The organism is Dactylosporangium sp. NPDC049525 (assembly GCF_040676755.1).
Taxonomy (GTDB): Bacteria; Actinomycetota; Actinomycetes; order Mycobacteriales; family Micromonosporaceae; genus Dactylosporangium.
Genome location: NZ_JBFAPO010000018.1, coordinates 101,746 through 125,812 on the forward strand (window position 1 = coordinate 101,746; position 24,067 = coordinate 125,812).

Here is a 24,067-nt window from a genome sequence, read left to right on the forward strand (position 1 = left end):
GTTCAGCCCTTGATCGCGCCGATGAGCATGCCCTTGGTGAAGTGCCGCTGCACGAACGGGTAGGCGACCACGATCGGCAGCAGGGTGAGGGTGACCACCGCCATCTGCAGCGACAGCTGGGCGATCTGCTGATGTCCGGCGTACTGGCCGGTGCCGGTCGTGCCGGTGCCCGGCATGGCGCTGCCCTGGTACGTGTACGTGTACAGGACCATCTGCAGCGGCCACTTGCCGTTGTCGGGCAGGTACAGCAGCGCGTTGAAGAACGAGTTCCAGTAGCCGACGGCGTAGAACAGGGCGATGACGGCGGTGACCGCGCGGGACGTCGGCAGCACCACCGACCACAGGATGCGCCACTCCCCCGCGCCGTCCATGCGGGCCGCGTCGATGAGCTCCGGTGCGGTGCTGCTGAAGAAGCCGCGCATCACCAGGATGTTGAACACCGACACCGCGCTGGGCAGGATCATGGTCCAGTATTCGCCGTAGCCGCCGAGCGAGGTGACGACCAGGAACGTCGGGATCAGCCCGCCGCTGAAGAACATCGTGACGACCAGGAACAGCAGGATGCCCCGGTGGCCGAGGGACCCGTGCCGGGACAGCCCGTAGGCGCACAGGACGGTCACCACCATCGACAGCACCGTGCCGACGGCGGTGATGGCAAGGCTGACCAGCAGCGAGTGCGTGACGAGCTGGTTGGTGAAGATCTGCCGGTACGCCTCGATCGTCAGCTCCGTCGGCACGGTGACGAGCCCGCCGGCCTCGTTGATGGCCGCCTGGGTGGAGAAGCTGGTGAGCACGATCGAGTACAGCGGCACCAGGATCACCGCCACCACGATGAACAGCGTGACGCCCTTGCCGGCCTTGCCCGCCGGCCCGAGCGGCTCCTCCCACACCGGGCCGGTGCGCTTCGGCCGTGGTTTCGGCTGGGTTCTGATGTCGACGGTCATCTGCGGTACAACCCGTCCTCGCCGAAGGCGTGCGCGAGCTTGTTCGCGGCCAGCACCAGGATCAGTGACAGCACACCCTTGAACAGGCCGGCGGCGGCGCCGTAACTGAAGTTGTTGTTGACCACGCCGTAGTAGTAGGCGAAGGTATCGAGCACCTCGGAGGCGTCCCGGCCGACCGCCTGCCGCTGGATCAGCATCTGTTCGAAGCCGACGGTGAGGGCGTTGCCCAGGCGCAGCACCAGCATGAGCACGATGACGCCGCGCATGCCGGGCAGCGTGATGTGCCAAAGCCGGCGCCACCGTCCGGCGCCGTCGGCGGCCGCCGCCTCGTAGAGGTTCTGGTCGATGGCGGCGAGCGCGGCGAGGAACACGATGATGCCCCAGCCGGCCTCCTTCCACACCGCCTGCGCGGTGACCAGGTACTTGAAGGCGTCCGGGTCGGTCATGATGTCCCAGGTCGCCCACCCGTGCCGGCGCAGCATCGTGTTGAGCGCGCCGGCGCCGCCGAGCATCTCCTGGAACACGGTCACGACGAGGACCCAGGAGAAGAAGTGCGGCAGGTACACCACGGACTGCACGAACGAGCGGATCCGGGCGTTGACGATCTCGTTGAACACCAGCGCCAGCGCGATCGGCACCGGGAAGTACAGCACCAGCTGGACCGCGCTGATGACGAGCGTGTTCTGCAGCGCGTGCCAGAAGATCGGGTCGTCGAGCAGCCGCCGGAAGTTGTCGACGCCGATCAGCGGGCTGTACCAGAACCCGGAGTAGATGTCGTAGCTCTGGAATGCGGTGACCAGCCCGAACATGGGCACGTAGGCGAACACGGCGAGCAGCACGACCGCGGGCAGCGTCATGAACAGCAGCGAGCGGTCGCGGCGCAGCCGGATCCGCCACCGCGACTCCCTGTCGGCGGCGGCCGGAGCCGGACGCGGTGGCGCGTCCGGCTTCGTGGCCGTCACGGTGTGCCTGCGTTCACTTGCCGGTGCCGAACTTCTCGCGGATGCCGTCGTAGAACTTGCGCAGGTCGTCGCCGCCCTGCTTGCGCCAGTTGGTGACCGCGTCGGTCCACGCGGAGATCGGTTTGCGGCCGAGCTTCACGTCGGTGATCGTGTCGATCATCGGCAGGCCGAGCGAGCCGAACTGCGCCGGCTCGGTCACGTTCATGCCGTAGAACAGCGGCTTCACCGCGTACTTGACCATGTCGGCCTGCCAGGCGGCGGCGTCCTTGGTCACCTGCACGGCGCCGGACTGCACGGTGCTCGCCGAGGCGGGGCACGCCAGGAACTGGTAGGTGGTGGCGATCTCCTTGCTGCCCTGCTCGGTCAGCAGCGGGTTGCCGGCGGTCATGTTGTGGTGGGTGCCGGGCGTGCCGAAGTTGACCGTCAGCCATTCGGCCGAGCCGTAGGGCGCGGCGAGGTAGTTGGCGATCGCGAGCAGCTCCTTGATCTGGCCGTCGCTGAGCTTCTTGTTCAGGTAGCTGTACATCGACGCGCCGTTGCCGAGCTGGACCGTGGGCTTGTCGCCCTTGGCGCTGAACAGCTTGAACGCCTGCCGGTTGTAGGTCGGGGCGGCCGCCGAGCCGGACTTGGCGTCGTCGCCGTTCCAGGCGCCGGTGCCGTCGGCGCACACGGCGACCTTGCCGCTCCAGAACCGCTGCTTGGCGTTCTGGCTGTTGTTGGCCACGGCGTCGGGGTGCATGTAGCCGGCCTTGACCATCTTGGCGTGCCAGTTGAGCGCCTCGACGATGCCTTCGGACTCGTACCGGTGCACGAGCTTGCCGCCGGAGTCCTGCGCCCACGGGTAGCCGGTGCCGGGGAACCCGAAGATCTGGTAGATGTAGGCGCCGTCGTTGCCGAACAGGTCGTCGAACGCCCACTGACCGGCGGTGGCGTTGGTCAGCGCCTTGCCGATGGCCTCCAGGTCGGCGACGCTCTTGACGTCTGCGGAGACGCCGGCCTTGTCCAGCAGGTCCTTGCGGTAGTAGTACATGCCGGCGATGACGGCGTTGGAGGAGTAGATCGGCAGCCCGTAGAGCTTGCCGTTCCAGACCCCGGCCACCCAGGCGTTGGTGGACAGGGCGGCGAGGTTCGGATACTGCTTGACCTTGTCGCCGGCCAGATACGGGGTGAGGTCGGCGAACTTGGTGCGGACCGCCTCGCCGAAGTTGAGCTTGCTGGTCGTCCAGCTCGGAATGTCGATCCAGTCCGGCAGCTTGTCGGCGGCGAACAGCGGTGGCAGCAGGTCGGCGTAGGTGTTGCCGTCGGCGGGCTGCATCTTCAGCGTCGCGCCGAGGCTCTTGTTGACCGCGTCGTAGTAGGCGTTGCCGCTGGACGGCGGGATCGCGCCCCACAGCGGGGTCATGGTCACGTACGTGCCGCCGGCACCGACCGCGCCGGTGACCGTGCGGGGCGGGTTGGCGGGGTACGCCAGGAACGCCGGGTCCGTGGACGCGCCGTTGGCGCCGGCGACGACCGGGATGTCGGGCTTGACCAGGTCGTTGGCCACGTAGGCGGGCAGCGCCTTGGTCAGGTCGTTCTCGGTGGTGGTGCCCGAGTTCTTCTCCTTCGGGCTGCCGCAGGCGTCCAGCAGCGGCACCGCGGCGATGACGGCGATGGAGGTGAGCAAGCCGCGCCGGCTCAGCCCGCCGGTGTCTGGGGTCGCTCCGCTTTGCATGGTGGTTCCACCCTTCGGGTGATCGAGGTGCACGATGCGGTGCGCGAAGTATCGAAGCGCTTCGACGGCGCTTCGACTGCCAGACCGTAGGGCATCGATGGCCGACCGACAAGGACATCGACGAAGGCCGCCGTCCGACCGCGCGACCCGTGCCGCCGGGCGTGAAAGTTTCCCGCCGTTTGACAGCCAACCGGCCGCCGTCGATCATCGAAGCGCTTCGACAACGCTCATCTCGTGCAGAGTAGGGGCCCATGACTACCACCCTGGAGCTGGTCGCCGATCTCCTGCGGCAGCTCACCACCGCCGAGAAGATCGCGATGCTGCACCAGCGGCAGCCGGCCGTGCCCCGGCTCGGCCTGGCGGAGTTCCACACCGGCTGCGAGGTGCTGCACGGTGTCGCCTGGGTCGGCCGGGCGACCGTGTTCCCGCAGGCGGTCGGGCTCGGCGCGAGCTGGGACCGGGCGCTGCTGCGGGCCGTCGGCGAGGCCGCCGCCACCGAGGTCCGCGCGTTCCACCACGACCCGCCCGACGGCGCCGTGCGGGTCTCGCTCAACGTGTGGGCGCCGGTGGTCAACCTGCTGCGCGACCCGCGGTGGGGGCGCAACGAGGAGGGGTACAGCGAAGACCCGTACGCGACCGCGCAGCTGGCCGTCGCGTACTGCACCGGGCTGCGCGGCGACCACCCTACCGTGTGGCGGACCGCGCCGGTGCTCAAGCACTTCCTGGCCTACAACGTGGAGACCGGCCGGGATGTGGTCGACGTCGCGGTGCCGGAGCGGGTGCTGCACGAGTACGAGCTGCCCGGCTTCCTCGAGCCGCTGCGCGCCGGCGTGGCGGCCGGGGTCATGCCCGCCTACAACCTCGTCAACGGCGTCCCCAACCACGTGCACCCGCTGCTCGCCTCGGTGCTGCGGGCCGCCGCACCCGACCTGGTGGTGTGCTCCGACGCGCAGGCACCGTCGAACCTGGTGGAGACCGAACGGTACTTCGACGAACACGCCTCGTCGCACGCGGCGGCGCTGCGCGCCGGGGTGGACAGCTACACCGACAACGGCCCCGACCCGGCGCCGACGATCGCCCGGTTCACCGAGGCCCTCGACCGTGGCCTGATCACCGAGGCCGACATCGACACCGCGCTCGGGCGGATCCTGCGGATGCGGGCCAGCACGGGCGAGTTCGACCCGGCGGACGACCCGTACACCGGGATCCGCCGCGACGTGATCGCCTGCGACGCGCACGCCCGGCTGGCGGCCCGCGCCGCGCACGCGGGGGTCGTGCTGCTCAAGAACTCCCCCGGCGCCCTGCCGTGGCGCGCGGGCGGGAGCGTCGCGGTGATCGGGCACCTCGGCGACCGGGTGCTGACCGACTGGTACAGCGGCACGCTGCCGTACGCGGTGACCGTCGCCGCCGCGCTGCGCCCACGCCTCGACGTGTCCACTGTGGATGGTCTGGACCGCGTCGGCCTGGCGACGCCGGACGGGCGGCGGCTGCGGGTCGACGACGGCGGCCTCCGGCTCGGCGACGGGCCGGGCGCGGTGTTCACCCACCAGGACTGGGGCACCAGCGTCCAGTGCCCGGTGCCGGTGCACACGTTGCAGGACACCGGTTCCGGGCGCTACGTGACCGTCGGCGACGACGGCGTCCTCGCGGCGTCCGCGGCCACGCCAGACGGGTGGGTGGTGCGCGAGCTGTGGGAGCTGCACCCCGCCTCGCCCGGCGAGTTCCTGCTGTACTCCAACGCCCTCGGCCGGTACGTGACGGAAGGCCCGGACGGGCGGCTGACGGCGGGTCCCTCCGACGGCGCCCTGCGGTTCGTCCGGGAGCAGGTCTCATCCGGCCTGGCCACGGCGGTCGCGGCCGCCCGGGCCGCCGCGCGGGTCGTGGTGGTGCTGGGCAACGACCCGCACATCAACGGCCGGGAGACCGTCGACCGCTCGTCGCTGACGCTGCCGGCGCAGCAGGAGGCGCTGCTGCGCGCGGTCCTCGCCGCGAACCCGGCCACCGTCCTGGCGCTGGTGTCCAGCTACCCGTACGCGATCGACTGGGCCCAGGAGCACGTGCCGGCGATCCTGTGGACCTCGCACGCCGGGCAGGAGCTCGGCACGGCGGTCGCCGACGTGCTGCTCGGCGACGCGAACCCGGGCGGGCGGCTGCCGCAGACCTGGTACCGCGCCGGCACCGTCCTGCCCGACCCGACCGACTACGACATCATCGGCGCCGGCTGGACGTATCAGTACCACCGCGGCGAGCCGCTCTACCCGTTCGGCCACGGCCTGTCGTACACGACCTTCGGCTACGGCCCGCTATCCGTCGCGGTCACATCCTCGGGCTTCACGGCGACCGTCACCGTCACCAACACCGGCGACCGCGCCGGCGACGAGGTCGTGCTGCTGTACGTCACACCCCGGTGCTGGCCCGTGCCGCCCCCCGCCCGGCGGCTGGTCGGGTTCGAGCGGGTGCCGCTGGCGGCGGGCGAGTCCCGCGAGGTCCGGTTCGACGTGCCGGTCGCGGCGCTGGCGTACTGGTCCGGCCGGTTCGTCGCCCCGCCCGGCGAGTACGTGTTCCACGCCGGTCCGGACGCCCGGTGCACGGTCACCCTGGACGCCTGACGAGCCCGCGGCGACGGCATCCGCATTGCCCGGCGGGTGCCGTCGCCGCGCCTGTGGCGCTACCCCTTGTCGGCGGCCGTGACGACCGCGACGCTGGCGAGGTCCATGCGGACGAACCGGGTGTTGCAGGTCGGGCTGAACCCGGTCGCGGTGACGGCGACGGAGTAGCTGCCCGGGATCTCCGTCCGCGCGTAGCGGCCCGTGAGGACGCCGGCCTGCTTCGGGCGCAGCACGAGCCGCGGGTCGATCACCCCGATGCGGCCGGGGTTCACGATGACCGAGCCGCCCGCCCTGCCGCCGGTGCCGGTGCCGACCACGACGCCGCCCTGCCCCGTACCGCCGCCGACGACGACGACCGTCGAGGCCTCGGGTGCGCGCACGGCCCCGGACCGCGTCGGACGCGTGGGCTTGAGTGTCGTCGCGCCGAGGGCGAGCGGGTCGATTCGCGGCGCGAGGATGTCGTCACCCGCGTCGGCCACCAGCTGGTCCCGCAGCAGCACGAGCTGCGCGAGCTGGGCGCGGGCCTGGTCGGGTTTGCCGTCGGCGAGGAACGCCCGGGGCAGCTTGATGTCGGCGAGCCGGTCCCGGAACCTGTCGATGAGGTCCGCGTTCGACGCGGCGGGAGCCGCGACCGTGGCCCGCACCTTGACGCCGTTGATGCCGCCGCGAGGGTCGCCGACCGACGCCCGCACGCCGATGACGTCGCCGACCCGCACGAGGGTCGGCACGTCCAGCTTCAGCGTGAGCGGTGAGTGGACGAAACCGCCGACGGTGTACGGCGTGTGCTGCTGGCGGTCGGTGGCGACCTCGACGGTCCACAGGCCCGGCTGCGGGTCGTGGATCGTGAAGCTCACGTAGCCGTCGCCGGCGTTGCGCAGGAACTCGGTCGCCGAGCGGGGCAGCCAGCGGCCGCCCGGTGAGCGCAGTCGCACCGCGATCTCGCCCGGGCCCTTCGGGTCGCGTGGCACGTACCGCAGCGACGTGTCGTGCCAGGCGACGGTGAACAGCACCGCGTCGGCGCACCCGTCGACCCAGCCGGACACCTGCGACACCGATGCGGTCGACGACTCGTTGACGATGACGCCGTCACCGGTCACCCGGCCCCGGATGTAGTTGTAGATCTCGAAGAGGTCGTCGATCGTCGGCATGAAGTAGTACCGGCCGTCGGTGTCGTCGGCCAGCTGCGCGAGCCGGGTCTGATCCGAGGCCGGGCCCATCGCGCAGCTGTGGATCGGCAGGTCCGCGGGCAGTGCCGCGGCGGCGTCGACCGCCCACGGCCTGGCCGGGTTGCCCTCGTCGCAGCCCTTGTTGTCGTAGCCGTCGGACAGCAGGACCATCGCGCGGCGCGATCCGGCGCCGGCGAGCATGCCGCCCGCCGCCTGGATGCCGGCGCCCATGAACGTGCAGCCGCCGAACCCGATCCCGTCGACCGCGGCGGTCGCGGCGTCCTTGGTCGGCTGGCCCACGATCAGCTGCGGCGCGCCCGTTCCCGGGTACTCCTCGTCGCCGGAGTCGCCGAAGCTGACGACCCCGACGGCGTCGTCGACCCGCATGAGGTCGATGAACTGGCGCGACGTCTGGCGGGTGATGTCGATGTACCCGAAGGCCTGCATCGAGCCCGACCGGTCGAGCACCGTGACGACCCGCACCGGGTCGGCGGCCGGCAGCTCCGCGTTGTCGATGACGAGCGCGAAGTCCTGCCACGGTCCGGCGATGTCGGTGCGGGCGGACGCCGCGATGTTGGCCGCGACGACGGTGATCTCGTAGTCGCCGGTGGGGTTCTGGATGACGGCGACCTCGGTGGTGTTGAGGTCGTCGGCGACGCCGCCCGTCGTCGAGAACGCGCCCGCGAACACGTTGCCGCGGAACAGCTGGCCGGTGCCGACGTGCCGCACCTCCAGGTCGAGGTCGTTCACCAGCGCCGGGTTCGCGCCGACGGCGCCCGCGGCGTCCGACCACGACAGCGCGACGCGCAGCGGCAGCGCCGCGTCGGCGACGGCCACGCGGACCGTGTACTCCTGCCCCGTCGCCGTGAACGCCTGCCGCTGGTCGACGAAGACCTTCGGCCCGCGGTCGGCGTCGGGTGCCTGCAGCAGCGCGTTGCCGATCGAGACGCGGCCCCAGCCCACGGCGTTGTTCGGGCCGGCGGCGATCGTGCCGCCGGCGCCGTCCGTGCCACCCGCGACCGGTTCGGTGCTGGAGACCAGCAGCGCCTTGACGAGCGCCGGGCTCGGCGTCCTGCCGTTGCGGGTCTGCCGCCACCAGTCGATCAGCAGCGCGGCGGTGCCGGCGACGTGCGGCGATGCCATCGACGTCCCCGTCATCGGCGCGTGCACCGGGTGCAGCGTGCCGCCGGTGTCGGTGTAGGGCCCGCTGCGGAAGCCGACCGGGCTGTAGGTGGAGATGATGTCGGTGCCCGGCGCGACGACCGTCGGCAGCATCCGGCCGTCGGCCGCGGGGCCGCGCGACGAGGACGTCGCGAGTCCGCGGATGTCGTCGTTCGCGGTCATCTCGCCCGGCCGCGCGTTGAGCGAGTTGCCCACGAGGATCGCGTTCTTCGGGTTCTTCGTGACCGTGCCGGCACCCGACCCGCTGTTGCCCGCCGAGAAGACGATGACGAGCGGCGTCTGGTCGGTCGCGGTCGCGTCGGCGTCGCGGACGCCCAGGTCGACGGTGCGGTCGTCGGCGGAGTAGGTGGCGCCGTTCATCGCCCACGAGTTGTTCATGACGTCGCCGCCCTGCAGCGCCGACTGGCGCACCCGGGCCGCGACCGTGCCACCGAGCTCGACGAGGCCCACGGTGGCTCCCGGTGCCACGCCCTGCCCGAGCAGGAACCCCTGCGGGTCGACCGCACCCGAACCGCCGTCGCCGGCGGCGATGCCGGTGACGTGCGTGCCGTGCCCGTCGGTGTCGGCGCCGGCGACGGCCGCGCCCGCGGAGTCGACGACGAACGCCAGGCGCCCGGCGAGATCGGCGTGGACGGTCATCGGGTTGTTGGTGTCGATGCCGGTGTCGCACACCGCGATCGTGACGCCGGTGCCGTCGACGCCGAGACCCGTCAGGTTCGCGGCGTACCCGGTGTTCGGCAGCGTGCTCGGCGGCGCCGTCGCGTCGAGGTCCTCGAACACGATCTGCGAGCTGCGCTCGTCTTCCAGTGCGGGTGCGTGCACGGCGTCGATCCAGCGCACGTCGTCGCGCCCGGCGATCGCCGGCAGCGCCTCGGTGGGCACCCGCGCGGTGACGCTGCGGAACGCGTCGGATGACTCGGGCGCGATCGCGAGCACGGTCCCGCCGAGCGAGATCACCAGCGTCGCGACGCCGTCGACGTCGCCCTCGGCGAGGACCCCGATGTCGACCGCCTCGACGGGTCCGAGGCCGCGATCGGTGCCGACCTCGGGATTGCCGCCCAGCAGGTCAGGGTTGACCTTGAGGGCGGGCGCGAGCGGACCCGTCCACTCGACGAACGGCAGCGCCACCGCGGTTGCCACGGTCTCGGCGTCGGCGCGCACGTAGGCCGCGTGCTGGCCGACGGCCTCGACGAGCCGGATGCCGCGCTCGGCGAGGGTCGCCAGCCACGACTCCTGCACCGGCCCGACGAACTGCACCAGGTGGTTGACCCCACCACCCGCCTCGACGGGCGCGAACCCCGGCGGCGTCGAAGGTGGCTCCCCTCCGGCGGTGTCGATCTCGTAGGTGAAGAGCCGGATCGTGTGCGGGTCGCGGACGGCCTTGACGCGCCACCCGTCCCCCTCCAGGCGCTCGACCTGACCCGCATCGGCGTCGACGACGAACCCGCGGTCCAACGCGCTCACCACGTCGACGCCGTCGGCCTCGACCACCGGCCGGTCGGCCTCGGTGCGGTGCACGATGACATACCGTTCAGCCATGTCCGTTCCCCCTCTTGCTTTCGGCAGGACGCGCCAGCGCCGTCCCCGCTGGGCAACAACGAAGAGGCAGGGCCGGACCGGGTGATACACGGACCGTCGCCGGGTCCGAACCCCGACGGATCCCGCGCCGGGCGCCGGGTCTCATCGTCGCGGTGACCGGCTCCAGCGGGTTCGCGACGGTCAGCCGGGCCGTCGACGGCTCAGCGGCTGCCGATCTTCTCCCGGTACATGGCGGCGTCCGCGGCGGAGAGGATCTCGTCGGCGCTGGTGCTGTCGCCGCACGGCGTGCAGCCGATGCTGACGCCGACCGTGACGACGGTCCCGCCGACGGTGTACGGCGCGACGATCGACGCCTTCAACCGCGCCGCGATCCGGGTCAGCTGTTCGTGCGAGCCGACCTCGGCGAGGAACACCACGAACTCGTCGCCACCGAAGCGGGCCGCCATGTCACCGGCGCGCAGCGAGCGGCGGATCCGTTCCGCCACGTACACGAGCAGGTCGTCGCCGGCGGCGTGGCCGAGGCGGTCGTTGACCTGTTTGAAGCCGTCGAGGTCCAGGAACAGCACGGCGAAGCGACGACCGGGGGCGCGCACCGCCCGTTCCAGGGTCTCCACCAGCGCGGCCCGGTTCGGCAGGCCGGTCAGGGTGTCCGACAGCGCCGCCCGGCGCAGGCGTTGCTCCTGCTCGCGCAGGTCGAGGCCGACGGTGAGCAGCGCCGCGCACTGGTTGACCAGTTCGCGGCCGTCCTCGACCTGGCTCTCCACGACGCCGACGACGGCGAGCAGCCCGCGGTCGCTGGCGTGGACCTTCGCCGGCACCACGAACGCGGTCTCCCCTGGGCCGACGGCGGCGATGAGCTCTGGCGGCGGGAAGGCGCTGACCGCGAGCTCGCCCGAGGAGATCGGCGGTCCCGGCAGCCGGCGCCAGCCGGCGGGGACCTCGAGGCGGCCGTCGCCGCGCCACAGGCCGAGCGAGCCGGCGTTCGCCGGGGTGACCGCGAGCCAGCTGAGGTCGCGGGGGTCGGAGCGCCGGTTGTACAGCAGCGCCATGGACAGGTCGTAGTGCGCGCTGATGGTCGAGCGCAACCGCCAACGGTCGCCGAAGTTGGCCACCTGCCGGACCCGGACCACGGCGAGGATGAGCTCCTGCACGCAGCCGTCGAGGCGGCGGGCGGCCGCGACGTCGCCGGCCGGGATCTGCTGGGTGTACTCCTGCACGGCGCGGGCCACGATCCGCAGCCCTTCCGGCTGTGCCTGCAGCGCGTACAGGGTCAGCAGGGCCGCGGACGCGCCGGCGTGGTCCGGGGTGCGGCCGGCGACGGCGGCCGCGGCGACGTCGACCACGGCGTCGACGGCCTTGGCGAGGACCGCGAGGTGCTCGCCGGTGCGCACCGCGCCGGGCGGCAGCAGCGCCGCGAGGCGTTCACTGAGCCGGTCCGGGCCGGCCGCGGCCTCGGCCGGTGGCAGCCGCAGCCGCGCATCGGAGCAGCCGCAGGACGCGCGGGAGACGAAGACCGTGGGGACGCGCCGGTCGCCGGCCGGGACCGGGACACCGGCGACGGCCTGCAGCAGCAGCTCGACCGCCTTGGCGGCCATCACCTCGAGGGGTTGCCGGACGCTGGCCAGGGCCGGCCCGAGGTAGGCGGCGACCTCCATGTCGTCGAAGCCGGTGAGCGCGACGTCGCCGGGGCAGCTCAGCCCGGCGGCGGCCATGGCGCGCAGCAGCCCGATGGCGTTGCGGTCGGTGGCCGCCACGATCGCGGTCGCGTCCAGGTCGCGCAGCGCCGTAGGGGTGGCCCAGGCGACGCCGCTCTCCAGGTTGTCCACGGCGGGCAGGAACAGCGCGGGGTCCGGTTCGATGCCGTGGGCGCGGAGGGTCTCGGTGTAGGCGCGGTGCCGTTCGGCGACGTCGGAGACCGCGACGTATCCGGTGAAGGCGATCCTGCGGTGCCCGTGCTCGATCAGGTGCTCGACCGTCGCGCGGGTCCCGGCGCCGTTGTCGGCGACGACCGCCGGGAGGTCGGGGCGACCGGCGTTGTGCCCGAGCAGCACGACGGGTTTCCCGGCGGCGCGCAGGCGTTCGAGGTACGCGTCGGTGATCGCGTCGGCGAGGACCACGAACCCGTCGATGTGGTCCCACGCGACCGGGGCGGTGAACGTCGGCGTGCCGCCGTTGACCGCCATGTCGGCGGCGGCGTCCAGGGTCTGCACCGCGACGGTCCGGCTGCCGGCCGTGGCGGCGGCGGCGCTGATCCCGGCGAGGATCGTGCCGTAGTAGGCGCCGCCGACGAACGGCGACAGCACCCCGACCACCGGACCACTACCCATGCGCACCTCCAGCCTCCGTATCGGCACGAATCGCCGCCGGATTCGTGTTCCCCGCCGCCTTCGGCGGGCCGGCAAGATCCAGAGTTGCACCACCAGCACCCAGAACCTCAGGTTGCACGGCCCAGGCAACCTGAAGATCACCCGATCATGAGCAGCGGACCGGCGGCGCACGACCGTGCTCACCCCCCACCGTAGCCCCTTGCCCAGCGCTGCCCTCGTAACTACCCTCAACCACATGGGTCCTTACATCACGGATGCGCGGGCGTGGCAGGAGAGCTGGGATCGCCAGCAGGAGGCGTACCTTCCCGATCGTGAGCACCGGCTGGCGGCGATGCTCGACGCCGTCGAAGCCGCCACCGGCACCGCGGCGCCGCGGATCCTCGACCTGGCCGGCGGAACCGGCACGATCACGCTGCGGGCGCTCGACCGGTTCCCCGCCGCCGACGTGACCGTGCTCGACCTCGATCCGGTGCTGCTCGCGATCGCCGAGGCGTCGCTGCACGCACGGGCCAGGATCGTGACCGCGGACCTGCGCCGGCCCGACTGGCAGGAGTCACTGCCGGGCGGCTTCGACGCGGTGCTCACCGCCACGGCCCTGCACTGGCTGCCCGCCGAGCGGCTCAGCGGGCTGTACCGCGAGATCCATGCCGTGCTGCGCGACGGCGGCATCTTCGTCAACGCCGACCACATGCCGGACGACACGCTGCCCGAGCTGACCGCCCGACTGACCGCCCGCGCCGACCGGCAGCGCGACGCCCGCTACGCCGCCGGGGCGGTGCTGTCCTGGCGCAACTGGTGGGACCACGTCGACGCCGACCCGGCACTCGCCCCGCTCGTCACCCGGCGGCGGGATCTCTACCCGGACGGGCACACCGCGGAGTGGCTCCCGCCGGTCTCCTGGCACCTGGAGGCGCTGCGCGGCGCGGGCTTCGGCGAGGTCGGCACGATCTGGCGCGGCGGCGCGGACGCCGCGGTCGCCGCCGTCCGCTGACCCGCCGCGCGACCTGTCAGCCGAGCAGGCCCTCACCGATCCAGCCGCCGGGCTCGCAGCCCGGCGGGACCGCGAACACCGCCGACCCGATCGGGGTGATCCACTCGTTGAGCAGGTCCGCCTCGGCGAGGTTGCGCTGGATCGGCAGGAACTGGCCGCCCACGTCGCGCTGGAACGACGCGAAGATCAGCCCGCAGTCGGCGGTGCCGTCCGCGCCGGGTGCCTCGTCGTAGTTGTACGGGCGGCGGAAGATCCGCTGCCGGTCGCCGGTCACGTGCGCGCGGGCGACGTGCGAGAACTCCGAGATGACCGGCAGCCCGAGGGCGTTCTTCGCGGCGAAGTCCGGCAGGTCCTGCTCGTGCCGGCCGGTCAGCGGCGCGCCGTCGGACAGCCGGCGGCCGACCGCGAACTCCTTGCCGGTGGTGTCCGCGGCGTCCCACGTCTCCAGTTCGGCGCGGATGCGGCGCAGCACGAGCGTCGTCCCGCCGTGCAGCCACTGCGGTCCGCTGTCGGTCCACACGGCACCGTCGAACACCCCGCCGCCGGGTGTGGGGTTGCCGGTGCCGTCGAGCTGGCCGAGCACGTTGCGCTGGGTCACCCCGTCGTCCTGCATGCCGCGGCCCCGGCGGAAGCCGCGCTGCGCCCACCGCACGGCGGCGAACGACCGGCTGTCCTTGACCAGCATCCGCTGGGCGTGGGTGACGGTGAGCGGGTCGTCGGCGCAGATCTGCAGCAGCAGGTCCCCGCCGCACCAGCGCGGTTGCAGCTTGTCGATCGCGAACGCCGGCAGCTGCTGCAGCGTCGCCGGCCGCTGCTCGGCGAGCCCGGCAACGTCGAACAGCCGCGGCCCGAACCCGAAGGTGACGGTGAGCCGGGCCGGCACCCGCGCGAGCTCCGGCTGGCCGTCGGCGAGCGGCGCGCGGCCCTGGGTGAGCCGGGCCGCGTCGTCGGACAGCAGCAGCATGAGCCGGCGCAGCGCGGCCCGGTCCACGCCGGCGGCGAGGTCGAGGGCGACGAACGCGGCGTGCGCCTGCGCCGGGGTCGCGATCCCCGCCTGGTGCGGGCCGTGGAACGGCACCATCAGACCGCCGTAGTCCACTGTGGACTGCGATGCGACGCCGGTGCAGGCACCGTCGTCGTCGCGGGCGACCGCGGCGACGGCCATCGCGCCGCCCACCGCCAACGCGCCGCCGGCCAGCAGCGTCCGCCTGCTGATCGGCCCTCGCTCCTGGTCGGCCATGTCAGCCCATCGTCATCGGGCTCGGCGTCCCCGGCAGGTAGGACTCGTTGCCGCCGGCGAAGTCCTTGCCCAGCGCGGTGAACCGCACCGTGCCGCCGTCCTGCAACGTCAACGTGAACGTCACCTGGTCGCCCGCCTTCACCTCGGTGGTGACGTCCATCAGCATGAAGTGGTCACCGCCGGGCTTGAACTCGTGGGAACCGTTGGCGGGCACGACAAAACCGCCCTGTTTCGGCCGCATCGCCATCTTCCCGTCGACAGTGGTGGTTTCGTGCAGTTCGATCTTCGGCGACACCGCCGACGCCGCCGACACGACCACGACGTCCTTGCCGGTGGGGTTCACGACGGTGCCATACGCGGCGGACATCCCGGACTTCGCCGTCTTCACCCACGGATCCTGCACCACGAGCGCCGGTTGACCCGCGCTCGCACCCGCCGCCGGCGTGGTGGCCGGCGACGCGTCCGACCCGCAGGCCGCGGCCAGGGCGAGCACCAGCACAGCGCCGGCGGCGAGCAGTCCATGGTTGCGCAACGACATCAGCGGTCCTTCACCTCGAGGGAGATCTTGCCACGAGGTAGTCGGGCGCCGCGCCGGGAAAGTTCCGTCGTCTTTGCGTCGGACCCCGGTGCGGCGGGCGGTGCGGCACAGGGTCCAGGATTGGTGCATGCGACTGCACGTGACGCTCCGCGCGACCCTCGCCGCCGCCGCGGCGGCCCTCCTGGTGACGCTGCTGCCGGCCCAGCCCGCCTGGGCGCACGCGAAGCTGGTCAAGAGTGACCCCGCCGGCGGCGCCACCGTCAGCGCCCCGCTCGCGGCGGTGACGTTCACCTTCACCGAGATGGTGAAGCAGCAGTTCAGCACCGTCGTGGTCACCGGCGCCGACGGCGTCTCCTACAGCGACGGCGCGCCGAAGTCGGTCGACAAGACCCTCACCCAGCCGGTGAAACCGTTGCCGGGTGGGGCGATCAAGGTGGTGTGGCGGACCGTCTCCGTCGACGGTCACCCGATCGAGGGCCAGTTCACCTTCACCAACGCCGCGCCCGCCCCGACGAGCGCGGCCCCGTCCAGCGCTCCGCCGGCCACGAGCGCCGCGGCCGCGGAGCCGTCGAGCACCGCACTGACCGCCGCCGCCGACCCGATCCTGGACGAGGGCGGCGACGGCGGCGTGCTGTGGCTGGTCCTCGGCGGCGTCGCGGTCGTGCTGGTCCTGGCGGGCGGCGCCTTCTGGTGGCGCCGCCGCACTACTTGAGCACGTCGAGCAGCTGCTGCGCCAGCGGCGCGGCGGACGCGGGGTTCTGGCCCGTGTAGAGGTTGCGATCCACGACCGTGAACGGCTTCCAGACCTCGCCGCGGGTGAACTCGACGCCCAGGGCGTCCAGTTCGTCCTCGAGCAGCCACCGCGCCCCGGCGGCCAGCCCGACGGCCTCCTCCTCGTCGTTCGTGAAGGCCGTGACCCGGTACCCCACGAAGGGTGAGACGCCCTTGTGCCGGGTGGCGAGCATGGCGGCCGGTGCGTGGCAGACGATCGCCAGGGGCTTGCCCGAGTCGAGGGCGGCGGTCAGCAGCCGCCCCGAGTCGGCGTCGGCCGGCAGGTCCTCCATCGGGCCGTGACCGCCCGGGTAGTAGACGGCGTCGTAGTCCTCCAGGCGGGCGTCCGCCAGCTCGATCGGCCGGCGCAGCTCGTCGGCGGAGCGCAGGACACCCTCCAGCTCCAGGGCCACCTGCTCGCTGCCCGCCATCGAGGGGCGCAGGCTCATCACGTCGACGTGCGGCACCACGCCGCCCGGGGTGGCCACCACCACCTCGTGACCGGCACGGACGAACGCGCTGTACGGCGCCGCGAACTCCTCGGCCCAGTAGCCGGTCGGGTGCCTGGTGCCGTCCTTGAGCGTCCAGTAGCTCGCACCGGTCATCACGAACAGGATCCTCGCCATGGGAAAAGCGTCCCCGCTGGTGCGCCGGCTGCCAGATCCGCCAGGGGTGACCCCGGGCCGCGGCGGCCCGGGGTCACCACCACACGGTCAGGAACCGGCCGGGGCCCTGCGGCGCGACCGCTGCACCGCGCCGGCCGCCACGTCGAGGACCAGGAACGCGACCAGGGTGACGCCGAACGCGGGCAGCGCCCAGCCGATCGCGGCGACCACCACGATCCCGGCGAGCAGCAGCGGCAGCCGCAGCCGGCGCCAGGCACCGCGGGCGGGCGGTGGTCCCGCGACGGCCCGGCGGCCGGCGCGGGTGGGGCGCCGCTGCCACCACATCCGGTAACCCCACACGATGACGCACAGCAGCCCGATGGCGAGCGCCGCGAGCAGGACCTGGTTGGCCGGCCCGAACAGCTTGCCCATGTGTGCCTGGATGCCGAGCTTCGTGAGCTGCGCGAGCAACGGCCAGTCCGCGAAGTCGGACCGGTCCGTGACGGTCCCGGCGATCGGGTCGACGGCGATCCGGTCGAGGTGGACCGGCCACACGTAGTCGATCTGGCTGACCGTCCACGCCGCGCCTTCCTCGGCGGGCAGCGCGATCTCCGTGGCGCCGGTGAGGCCGGCGTCCCGGGCGACGTGCAGGACCGCGTCGATCTGCGCCGGATCGCCGGCGCTCGCAGCGGCCTCCCCGTGGTGCCCGCCCGGTGCCGCGCCGCCACCGCCGACGGTCGTGCTCACCGATGGGGTACGGGAGTCCAGACCGTCCAGGGCCAGCCCGAAGTTGTCCCCCGCCCAGCGCGACCAGGTCAGACCGGTCGCGGACAGGAACAGCAGCCCGACGACGAGCCAGACGCCGGTGGCGGCGTGCATGCCGCGGGTGCGCCGCACGCCCTTCGCGGCCGTGAGGTCGTAGAGCAGGGTCGCCTCCGCGCGGCTGCGGGCGCGGCGAGCGTCGGCGCGGCGGCGCCACTGCCGGTTGCACCACAGGATCAGCCCGCCGAGCACCAGGACCCACAGCCAGCTGGCGGCGGTCTCGGAGTAGACCCGGCCCACGTCACCGAGGTGCAGGTTGCGGTGCAGGTCGTCCAGCCACGTCGTCAACGGGGTCGAGCCCCACCACGTGGTCAGCTGCCCGCGGACCTCGCCGGTGTACGGGTCCACGTAGACCGTGTGCTGCTTCTCCCCCAGCTCCGGCACGCTGAACACGACCTTCGTGGTCGCGTCCCGCGCCGCCGCCGGCTGGACCACCGCCAGCGTGCCGGTCGGGTGCGCGGCGACGGCGGCGGCGACCTGCTCCGACAGCGGCTTCGGCAGGCCCGGCCCGACCGTCGCGACGTGCAGTTCCTTGTCGTACACGAGGCCGTCGAGCTGCGGGGTGAGGACGAACAGCAGGCCGGTGACGGCGGCGACGGCGAGCAGCGGCGCGACGAGGATCCCGGCGTAGAAGTGCAGCCGGGTCAGCAGCGGCACGATCGACCAGGTCCGGCCGGCTGCCGCCGGTCTGTGGGCCTCGTCCTCGGTGGTGGGTGAGACGTCGGTGTCGACGGACACGGCGGGACCTCCGGGCGGTGCGGGCGGATGGCAACGGGGGGTTCGTCTGCGGTAGTCGTCGCTCACGCCCGGAAAGTTCCCAGCGGTACGTCATGAAAAATCAGCATTTCGTATGGACTAGCTTGTACGTCAGTCAGTTGGTCGTTGGCAGTGCCGCCGAAGTTCCCGAGAGGACCTCATCGATGCGTCTCACCCTCGCCGCCCGGGCCGCCGCGGCGCTCCTCGCGGCCACCGTCGCGGCCCTGGCACTACCCGCGGCCGCCGCCGCCCACGTCACCGTGAACCCGAGCACCGCCACCCAGGGCGGCTACGCGAAGGTCAGCTTCCGGGTGCCGAACGAGAAGGACGACGCGAACACCGTCAAGGTCGAGATCGCCATCCCGACCGACAAGCCGATCGCGTCGGTGTCGATCAAACCGGTGCCCGGCTGGACCGCGGTGACGGAGACCAGCAAGCTCGCGACGCCGATCAAGACCGACGACGGCGAGATCACCGAGGGCGTCTCGAAGATCACCTGGACGTCGGACGCCGCCGCGGTGATCAAGCCGCACCAGTTCCAGGAGTTCGACGTCTCCCTGGGCCCGCTGCCGGCCACGGACCAGATCGTGTTCAAGGCGCTGCAGACCTACTCCGACGGCGAGGTGGTCCGCTGGATCGACGAGCCGGCCGCCGGCGCCGAGGCCGAGCACCCGGCGCCGGTGCTGAAGCTGACGAAGGCCGGCGCCACGACCGGCGCCCCGGCGAACACCGCCGCCGCGCAGGACGCCGCGGCCACCATGAACGACGACGACGGCAGCGACGGCACCACTATCACCCTCGCCGTCCTCGGCCTGGCGCTCGGCTTCGCCGGCCTGGTGGCCGGGGTGCTCGCGTACCGCCGTGCCGGCCGCGTCGGCTGACCCCTCGCTCCGACGCGGACGGGCCGTTAGGCTGTGCCCGTCCGCGTTCCCGGCACGGCGGCCGGGTGGACGATCGGCGTTCGGTGTACGGCGCACCGGGGCCTCCGCCCTGTCGTGCTCGCGTTAGGAAACCGCCGTGCCCTCCACCGCCGCCCCCGCCCCCGCCCGCTCCCGTGACGCCGTCTACCGGCTCGTCGCCGTCGCCGTCCTCCTCGTCGCGGGCGTCATCGCCGTGGTGCTGTTCCGCGGCGGCACCGGCTCGACGGCGGCCCAGGACCGGTCCATCAGCGTCTCGATCAGCGGCGGCCGGGTCGACCCGCCGGTCGGCCGGGTCGAGGTCGGCAAGGGCAGCACGATCCGGCTGACCGTCACCTCGGACGTCCCGGACGAGCTGCACGTCCACGGCTACGACCGCCGCCTCACCCTGGAGCCGGGCCGCGCCGCGACGCTGGAGTTCCGCGCCGACGTCACCGGCATGTTCGAGGTCGAGACCCACGGCAACCACCTGCTGCTGGTCCAGCTCGTCGTGCGCTGAACCCGCGCCGGAGCGGCCGTGCAGGCCCTGGACAGGACCGGCAAATGTCCTACAATCCAAATGTCCAACATTTGGAGGTTCGCATATGCTGTCGACCCCGCGCCGGGGGCTGCCGCTCGCCACCCAGGTCGCCGCGCAGTTCCGAGCGCTGATCGCCGCCGGTGACTGGCCGGTCGGCACCCGCATCCCTCCCGAGCACCGGCTCACCGAAGAGCTCGGCGTGAGTCGCAACACCGTCCGGGAGGCCTTGAGCGCCCTGGTACACCTCGGGCTGCTGGAAGCACGACCCGGGGACGGCACCTATGTCCGCGCCGACAGCGAGCTGCAGGTGTCGCTGTCGCGTCGCGTCGCGGCCGCGGACCCCGACGACGCGTTCGAGGTCCGCGCCCTGCTCGAGCACCGCGGCTCCCGCCGGGCCGCCACGCACGCCACCGCCGAGGACGTCGCCCGGCTGCGCGAACTGCTCGAGCAGCGCGACGCCGCCCGCGCCGCCGACGACCTGCGCGCCTTCGTCGAGGCCGACTTCGCGTTCCACCGCGCGGTCGTCATCGCCGGCGGCAACCCGCTGCTCGCCGAGCTCTACCAGCACCTCGGCCCGGTCATCACGCAGACCATCACCGACACCGCCGCCCTGCACGAGGACCGCGCCGTGCACGACCTGCACCACCGCCTCGTGGACGCGATCGCCGCCGGCGACCCCGCCGCCGCCGAGGCGTGCAGTGTCGCGCTGGTCGACGAGGGGCGCGACATCCTGCGCGGCGGCAGCGGGAGGCCGGCATGACGACCACCGTGCCGCGCCCCGGCACCAAGACCCCACAGCGCGCCGGCCTGCTGGTGGTGGGCATCCTGCTGATCGCCACGAACCTGCGGGCCGCGCTGACCTCGGTCGGCCCGGTGCTCGACGACGTCCGCGCCGACCTCGGCCTCACGGCCACCGCGGCGGGCGTGCTGACCGCCCTGCCGCTGCTCGCCTTCGCCGCCTTCTCACCGGTGGCGCCGCTGGTCGCGCGGCGGCTCGGGCTCGAACGCACCATCGGCGCCGGGCTCGCCGTGCTCGCCGCGGGCATCGTGCTGCGGTCCGTGCCGGTCACCGGCGCGATCTGGGTCGGCACGGTCGCGATCGGCGTGTCGATCGCGTTCTTCAACGTGCTCCTGCCCGCGCTCGTCAAGCGCGACTTCCCGGACCGGGTGGCGCAGTTGTCCGGCGCCTACTCCGCCACGCAGAGCGTCGTGGCCGCGATCGCCTCCGGCGTGGCGGTGCCGATCGCCGGCGACGATCCCGCGGGCTGGCGGATCGCGCTGGGCTGCTGGGTCGGCCTCGCCGTCGTCGCCGCCGCGTTCTGGCTGCCCCGGCTGCGCACCCGCCCGCCCGGCCCAGCCGACGCCGGCGCCGCGGCCACCCACCGCTCGCCGTGGCGCAGCGCCATCGGCTGGCAGGTCACCCTGTTCATGGGCCTGCAGTCACTGGTCTTCTACGTGATGATCGCGTGGCTGCCCACCATCGAGCACGACCACGGCGTGGCCGCCTCGACGGCCGGCTGGCACCTGTTCGTCTATCTGATCTCCGCGGTGGTGGCCAACCTGGCCGCGCCGCACCTCATGCGCCGCCTCCCCGACCAGCGGCTCGTCGGGCTGCTGTGCGCCGCCCTGATCCTGATCGGGGTCGGCGGCCTGCTGCTGGCGCCCGGCGCCGTGGTGGCGTGGCTGGTCAGCGCCGGCTTCGGGGCGGGCATGTCCCTCGTGCTGTGCCTGTCGCTGTTCAGCCTCCGCGCCGTCGACCACCGGCAGGCCGCGACGCTGTCCGGGATGGCGCAGTCGGTCGGCTACCTGCTGGCGGCGTGCGGACCGGTCCTCATCGGCGCGCTGCACGACGCCAGCGGCGGGTGGACGCTGCCGCTGGCGGTGCTGTGCGTGGTGATCGCCGTGATGGGCGGCTTCGCCGTCCAGTCCGGCCGGGACCGGGTGATCGGCTGACCCGCCCCGGTCAGACCCGCAGGCCGGCCTCGCGCAGCAGTTGCTCGCGCTGCTCGGCGGTGAGCCGGTCGACGTAGACGGTGCCGTCGAGGTGGTCGCACTCGTGCTGCAGGCAGCGGGCGAAGTAGCCGGTGCCGGTCACGGTGATCGGCGCGCCGGTCAGGTCGAAGCCGGTGACGGTGGCGAGCGCGGCCCGGGGCACCTCGGCGCGCGGACCGGGCACCGACAGGCAGCCCTCGGTCTCGGTGACGGTCCCGGCGAGCGCGGGCGCGGCCTGCAGCTGCGGGTTGACGACGTGGCCGCGGAACCGGGTGCCGTCGTCGCCCGGGCAGTCGTAGACGAACACCCGCAGGTCCACGCCGATCTGGTTGGCGGCCAGGCCGACGCCCGCCGCGGCGTACATCGAGGTGAACATGTCGTCGACCAGGTCGCTCAGCGCCTGGTCGAAGGCGGTGACGTCGGCGCAGCGGCGGTGCAGCACCGGCTCGCCGTAATACATGATCGGTCGGGCCGCGCCCTTGGTGATCGGCATCGTCGCACCCTACCGGCTACGGCGTGACCAGACCCGTCTGGTAGGCGACGACGACCAGTTGCGCACGGTCCCGGGCACCCAGTTTCACCATGGCGTGGCTCACGTGGGTGCGGGCGGTGGCGGGGCTGAGGAACAGCGCGGCGCCGATCTCGTCGTTGCTCATGCCCTGGCCGACGAGCGCCAGCACCTCCCGTTCGCGTGCGGTGAGGACCGCGAGCCGCCGTTCGGCGGCCTGGTCGGCGGTGCGCCGCGCGGTGAACTGCGCGATGAGGCGCCGGGTGATCCGCGGCGCGAGCAGCGCCTCCCCGGCCGCGACGACACGGATGCCGTGCAGCAGCTCGGCCGGGCCGGCGTCCTTGAGCAGGAACCCGCTGGCGCCGGCCTGCAGGCCCTCGAAGACGTAGGCATCGGTGTCATACGTGGTCAGGATCAGGATGCGCGTCTGCCGCAGGTCGCCGGCGGCGGTGATCGCCCGGGTGGCCTGGATGCCGTCCATCTGCGGCATCCGGATGTCCATGAGCACGACGTCCGGGCGCGTGGCGCGGGCCTGGTCGACGGCGTCGACGCCGGTGGTGGCCTCCCCCACCACGGTGATGTCGTCCTCGATGTCCAGCAGGAGCCGGAATCCGGACCGCACCAGCCGCTCGTCGTCGACGAGCAGCACCCTGATCGGCGCCGCGTCCTTCGACCCGGCCGTCGGGACACTCATACGCCCGCCGTCGTCCCGGTCGGTGCCAACGGCAGCCGGGCGGTGACCGCGAAACCACCACCGGCGCGGGGGTGGGCGTCGAGCTCGCCGCCCAGCAGCCGGCAGCGCTCCCGCATCCCCGTGATCCCGCTGCCCGGCCGCTGCGGGGTGGCCTCCCCAGAGGCCCGTCCCGGTCGTGGACCGTCGTCCGTCACGTGGACCTCCACGGTATCGGCGCCGTAGTCCACCGCGACCGTGACCCGGGTCGGTCCGGCGTGGCGGATCACGTTGGTGATCGACTCCTGCAGGATCCGGTAGACCGCGCTGCCGACCGCGCTGGGCACCTGCGGCGGCGCCGGGTCCGCCTGGAGGTGCAGGTCGAGCCCGGCTTCGCAGGCCTTGGCGGCGAGCTCGCCGATCTGCCCGAGCCCGGGGTGCGGTGCCCGGCCGTCGTCGGCGTCGCGCAGGACCCCGAGGATGGCCCGCATCTCGTGCAGGGCCCGCGAGCTGGTCTGTTCGATGACCTCCAGGGCCGCCACCGCCTCCCGGGCCCGGTCCGGACGCTTGTCGAGCACGTGCGCGGTCACGCCGGCCTGGACGTTGATGATGGCGATCGCGTGCGCGACCGTGTCGTGGACCTCCCGGGCGATGCGGAGCCGCTCCTCGTCGACCCGCGCGCGGGTGTCCCGCTCCCGGTTCCGCTCCGCGAGCTCGGCGCGCCGCACGGCGTCCGCCGCGATGACCCGCCGGGACCGGACGCTCTCGCCGAGGGCGGCGCTCATCACCGAGCCGCCGATCCGGAAGAACACCCAGCCGATCGCGGCCCGCGGCTCGATGTCGGCGGCGGCGACCAACCAGCAGGCGGCCAGCACGGCAATGCCGGCACCGGCCGTCAGCAGTGAACGCCGGCCGTCGCCGAGGGCCGCCAGCGTGTAGATGGCCACGAACAGTGCGAGCCATCCGGGCCCGTCCGGGAATTCGAGCGCGTAATAGCCGACGCTGGCGACCGCCGTGACGGCGAACACGGCGACGGGCCAGCGGCGGCGCACGGCCACCGCGGCGCCACCGGCGATCAGGAGCGCGTATCCCAGGTGCCCCAGATCCGCCAGGGGTCGCACCACCGACACCGGGTCTCCGTGCGTGCGGGTGACGGTGCCCTGCACCTGCATCACGGTGATGAACAGCGCCAGCAGCACGTCCTGCGCCCAGGCCGGCAGTCGGAGCAACGTGACGCGGTCCCGCATACCGCGATCGTAGGGCCTGCGGCCGCCCCCGCTCCTACGTCCAGCGG

19 protein-coding genes are annotated in these 24,067 nt (G+C 73.0%); 7 read left to right on the forward strand and 12 right to left on the reverse strand.

The annotated features are described in order from the left end of the window. Nucleotides 1-2: 2 nt before the first annotated feature. From AB0K00_RS25575 to AB0K00_RS25585, 3 genes are read right to left on the reverse strand one after another with little or no spacing between them, the layout of a single operon-like run. The gene (locus AB0K00_RS25575; protein WP_363524349.1) at nt 3-944 is read right to left on the reverse strand and encodes a carbohydrate ABC transporter permease; all 942 of its coding nucleotides are present in this window, start codon (nt 942-944) and stop codon (nt 3-5) included. Further along, a complete protein-coding gene (locus tag AB0K00_RS25580; protein ID WP_363524352.1) occupies nt 941-1,906 on the reverse strand; it encodes an ABC transporter permease subunit in 966 nt (321 codons plus the stop codon). Before AB0K00_RS25580 ends, AB0K00_RS25575 begins: the two co-directional genes overlap by 4 nt. A 13-nt stretch (nt 1,907-1,919) precedes the next feature. After that, complete coding sequence (locus tag AB0K00_RS25585) at nt 1,920-3,620, reverse strand: hypothetical protein (RefSeq protein WP_363524355.1); 1,701 nt, start codon at nt 3,618-3,620, stop codon at nt 1,920-1,922. A gap of 251 nt (nt 3,621-3,871) precedes the next feature. Here AB0K00_RS25585 and AB0K00_RS25590 point away from each other — a divergent pair, with 251 nt between their 5' ends. Next, complete coding sequence (locus AB0K00_RS25590; protein WP_363524357.1) at nt 3,872-6,229, forward strand: glycoside hydrolase family 3 C-terminal domain-containing protein; 2,358 nt, start codon at nt 3,872-3,874, stop codon at nt 6,227-6,229. Between the two features lie 59 nt (nt 6,230-6,288). Here AB0K00_RS25590 and AB0K00_RS25595 read toward each other — a convergent pair whose 3' ends face one another. Together AB0K00_RS25595 and AB0K00_RS25600 are read right to left on the reverse strand one after the other, a co-directional pair. Beyond that, nucleotides 6,289-10,116 carry a S8 family serine peptidase gene (locus tag AB0K00_RS25595; protein WP_363524360.1) on the reverse strand — a complete coding sequence of 1,276 codons (3,828 nt, stop codon included), beginning with the start codon at nt 10,114-10,116 and terminating at the stop codon, nt 6,289-6,291. 200 nt (nt 10,117-10,316) lie between these two features. After that, nucleotides 10,317-12,443 carry a GGDEF domain-containing protein gene (locus AB0K00_RS25600; protein WP_363524362.1) on the reverse strand — a complete coding sequence of 709 codons (2,127 nt, stop codon included), beginning with the start codon at nt 12,441-12,443 and terminating at the stop codon, nt 10,317-10,319. A 235-nt stretch (nt 12,444-12,678) separates the two neighbouring features. Between AB0K00_RS25600 and AB0K00_RS25605 the strand changes: the two genes are divergently transcribed. After that, nucleotides 12,679-13,434: a class I SAM-dependent methyltransferase gene (locus tag AB0K00_RS25605; RefSeq protein ID WP_363524364.1), complete on the forward strand. Its 756-nt coding sequence runs from the start codon at nt 12,679-12,681 to the stop codon at nt 13,432-13,434. 16 nt (nt 13,435-13,450) lie between these two features. Here AB0K00_RS25605 and AB0K00_RS25610 read toward each other — a convergent pair whose 3' ends face one another. Both AB0K00_RS25610 and AB0K00_RS25615 read right to left on the reverse strand, forming a co-directional pair. Continuing rightward, nucleotides 13,451-14,674, reverse strand: coding sequence for a Dyp-type peroxidase (locus tag AB0K00_RS25610; RefSeq protein WP_363524366.1), 1,224 nt, complete (start codon nt 14,672-14,674; stop codon nt 13,451-13,453). A 1-nt stretch (nt 14,675) separates the two neighbouring features. Then, on the reverse strand, nt 14,676-15,212 hold the full coding sequence (locus AB0K00_RS25615; protein ID WP_363524368.1) for a copper chaperone PCu(A)C: 537 nt from the start codon (nt 15,210-15,212) through the stop codon (nt 14,676-14,678). 127 nt (nt 15,213-15,339) lie between these two features. Between AB0K00_RS25615 and AB0K00_RS25620 the strand changes: the two genes are divergently transcribed. After that, nucleotides 15,340-15,924 (forward strand): copper resistance CopC family protein, encoded by a 585-nt coding sequence (locus tag AB0K00_RS25620; protein WP_363524371.1) that lies wholly within the window; start codon nt 15,340-15,342, stop codon nt 15,922-15,924. Here AB0K00_RS25620 and AB0K00_RS25625 read toward each other — a convergent pair. After that, nucleotides 15,917-16,609 carry a type 1 glutamine amidotransferase domain-containing protein gene (locus AB0K00_RS25625; RefSeq protein WP_363524374.1) on the reverse strand — a complete coding sequence of 231 codons (693 nt, stop codon included), beginning with the start codon at nt 16,607-16,609 and terminating at the stop codon, nt 15,917-15,919. The genes AB0K00_RS25620 and AB0K00_RS25625 overlap by 8 nt on opposite strands. Nucleotides 16,610-16,696: 87 nt before the next feature. After that, the gene (locus AB0K00_RS25630) at nt 16,697-18,148 is read right to left on the reverse strand and encodes a PepSY domain-containing protein (protein WP_363524377.1); all 1,452 of its coding nucleotides are present in this window, start codon (nt 18,146-18,148) and stop codon (nt 16,697-16,699) included. A 182-nt stretch (nt 18,149-18,330) separates the two neighbouring features. Between AB0K00_RS25630 and AB0K00_RS25635 the strand changes: the two genes are divergently transcribed. From AB0K00_RS25635 to AB0K00_RS25650, 4 genes are all read left to right on the forward strand, one after another. Further along, nucleotides 18,331-19,047, forward strand: a complete 717-nt coding sequence (locus tag AB0K00_RS25635) for a YcnI family protein (RefSeq protein WP_363524379.1) — start codon at nt 18,331-18,333, stop codon at nt 19,045-19,047. Between the two features lie 136 nt (nt 19,048-19,183). Next, the gene (locus tag AB0K00_RS25640) at nt 19,184-19,582 is read left to right on the forward strand and encodes a hypothetical protein (protein ID WP_363524381.1); all 399 of its coding nucleotides are present in this window, start codon (nt 19,184-19,186) and stop codon (nt 19,580-19,582) included. 85 nt (nt 19,583-19,667) lie between these two features. Then, nucleotides 19,668-20,363, forward strand: coding sequence for an FCD domain-containing protein (locus AB0K00_RS25645; protein WP_363524384.1), 696 nt, complete (start codon nt 19,668-19,670; stop codon nt 20,361-20,363). Continuing rightward, the gene (locus AB0K00_RS25650) at nt 20,360-21,556 is read left to right on the forward strand and encodes an MFS transporter (RefSeq protein ID WP_363524386.1); all 1,197 of its coding nucleotides are present in this window, start codon (nt 20,360-20,362) and stop codon (nt 21,554-21,556) included. The genes AB0K00_RS25645 and AB0K00_RS25650 overlap by 4 nt, the downstream gene beginning before the upstream one ends. Nucleotides 21,557-21,566: 10 nt before the next feature. On the opposite strand, the gene def is transcribed toward AB0K00_RS25650, so the two are convergent. The 3 genes from def to AB0K00_RS25665 are packed head-to-tail and all read right to left on the reverse strand — an operon-like array spanning nt 21,567 to nt 24,020. Further along, on the reverse strand, nt 21,567-22,088 hold the full coding sequence (def, locus tag AB0K00_RS25655) for a peptide deformylase (RefSeq protein ID WP_363524389.1): 522 nt from the start codon (nt 22,086-22,088) through the stop codon (nt 21,567-21,569). A gap of 16 nt (nt 22,089-22,104) precedes the next feature. Continuing rightward, nucleotides 22,105-22,797, reverse strand: coding sequence for a response regulator transcription factor (locus AB0K00_RS25660; protein ID WP_363524392.1), 693 nt, complete (start codon nt 22,795-22,797; stop codon nt 22,105-22,107). Continuing rightward, nucleotides 22,794-24,020: a sensor histidine kinase gene (locus tag AB0K00_RS25665; RefSeq protein WP_363524395.1), complete on the reverse strand. Its 1,227-nt coding sequence runs from the start codon at nt 24,018-24,020 to the stop codon at nt 22,794-22,796. Before AB0K00_RS25665 ends, AB0K00_RS25660 begins: the two co-directional genes overlap by 4 nt. Between the last annotated feature and the right edge of the window lie 47 nt (nt 24,021-24,067).

Excerpts from the sequence above, each read along its gene's own strand:
- AB0K00_RS25605 (WP_363524364.1), top strand. The coding sequence starts at position 12,679 with ATGGGTCCTTACATCACGGATGCGCGGGCGTGGCAGGAGAGCTGGGAT.
- AB0K00_RS25660 (WP_363524392.1), bottom strand. The coding sequence starts at position 22,797 with ATGAGTGTCCCGACGGCCGGGTCGAAGGACGCGGCGCCGATCAGGGTG.
- AB0K00_RS25650 (WP_363524386.1), top strand. The coding sequence starts at position 20,360 with ATGACGACCACCGTGCCGCGCCCCGGCACCAAGACCCCACAGCGCGCC.
- AB0K00_RS25610 (WP_363524366.1), bottom strand. The coding sequence starts at position 14,674 with ATGGCCGACCAGGAGCGAGGGCCGATCAGCAGGCGGACGCTGCTGGCC.
- AB0K00_RS25600 (WP_363524362.1), bottom strand. The coding sequence starts at position 12,443 with ATGGGTAGTGGTCCGGTGGTCGGGGTGCTGTCGCCGTTCGTCGGCGGC.
- def (WP_363524389.1), bottom strand. The coding sequence starts at position 22,088 with ATGCCGATCACCAAGGGCGCGGCCCGACCGATCATGTATTACGGCGAG.
- AB0K00_RS25635 (WP_363524379.1), top strand. The coding sequence starts at position 18,331 with ATGCGTCTCACCCTCGCCGCCCGGGCCGCCGCGGCGCTCCTCGCGGCC.
- AB0K00_RS25625 (WP_363524374.1), bottom strand. The coding sequence starts at position 16,609 with ATGGCGAGGATCCTGTTCGTGATGACCGGTGCGAGCTACTGGACGCTC.
- AB0K00_RS25595 (WP_363524360.1), bottom strand. The coding sequence starts at position 10,116 with ATGGCTGAACGGTATGTCATCGTGCACCGCACCGAGGCCGACCGGCCG.
- AB0K00_RS25590 (WP_363524357.1), top strand. The coding sequence starts at position 3,872 with ATGACTACCACCCTGGAGCTGGTCGCCGATCTCCTGCGGCAGCTCACC.
- AB0K00_RS25620 (WP_363524371.1), top strand. The coding sequence starts at position 15,340 with ATGCGACTGCACGTGACGCTCCGCGCGACCCTCGCCGCCGCCGCGGCG.
- AB0K00_RS25665 (WP_363524395.1), bottom strand. The coding sequence starts at position 24,020 with ATGCGGGACCGCGTCACGTTGCTCCGACTGCCGGCCTGGGCGCAGGAC.
- AB0K00_RS25645 (WP_363524384.1), top strand. The coding sequence starts at position 19,668 with ATGCTGTCGACCCCGCGCCGGGGGCTGCCGCTCGCCACCCAGGTCGCC.
- AB0K00_RS25615 (WP_363524368.1), bottom strand. The coding sequence starts at position 15,212 with ATGTCGTTGCGCAACCATGGACTGCTCGCCGCCGGCGCTGTGCTGGTG.
- AB0K00_RS25575 (WP_363524349.1), bottom strand. The coding sequence starts at position 944 with ATGACCGTCGACATCAGAACCCAGCCGAAACCACGGCCGAAGCGCACC.
- AB0K00_RS25585 (WP_363524355.1), bottom strand. The coding sequence starts at position 3,620 with ATGCAAAGCGGAGCGACCCCAGACACCGGCGGGCTGAGCCGGCGCGGC.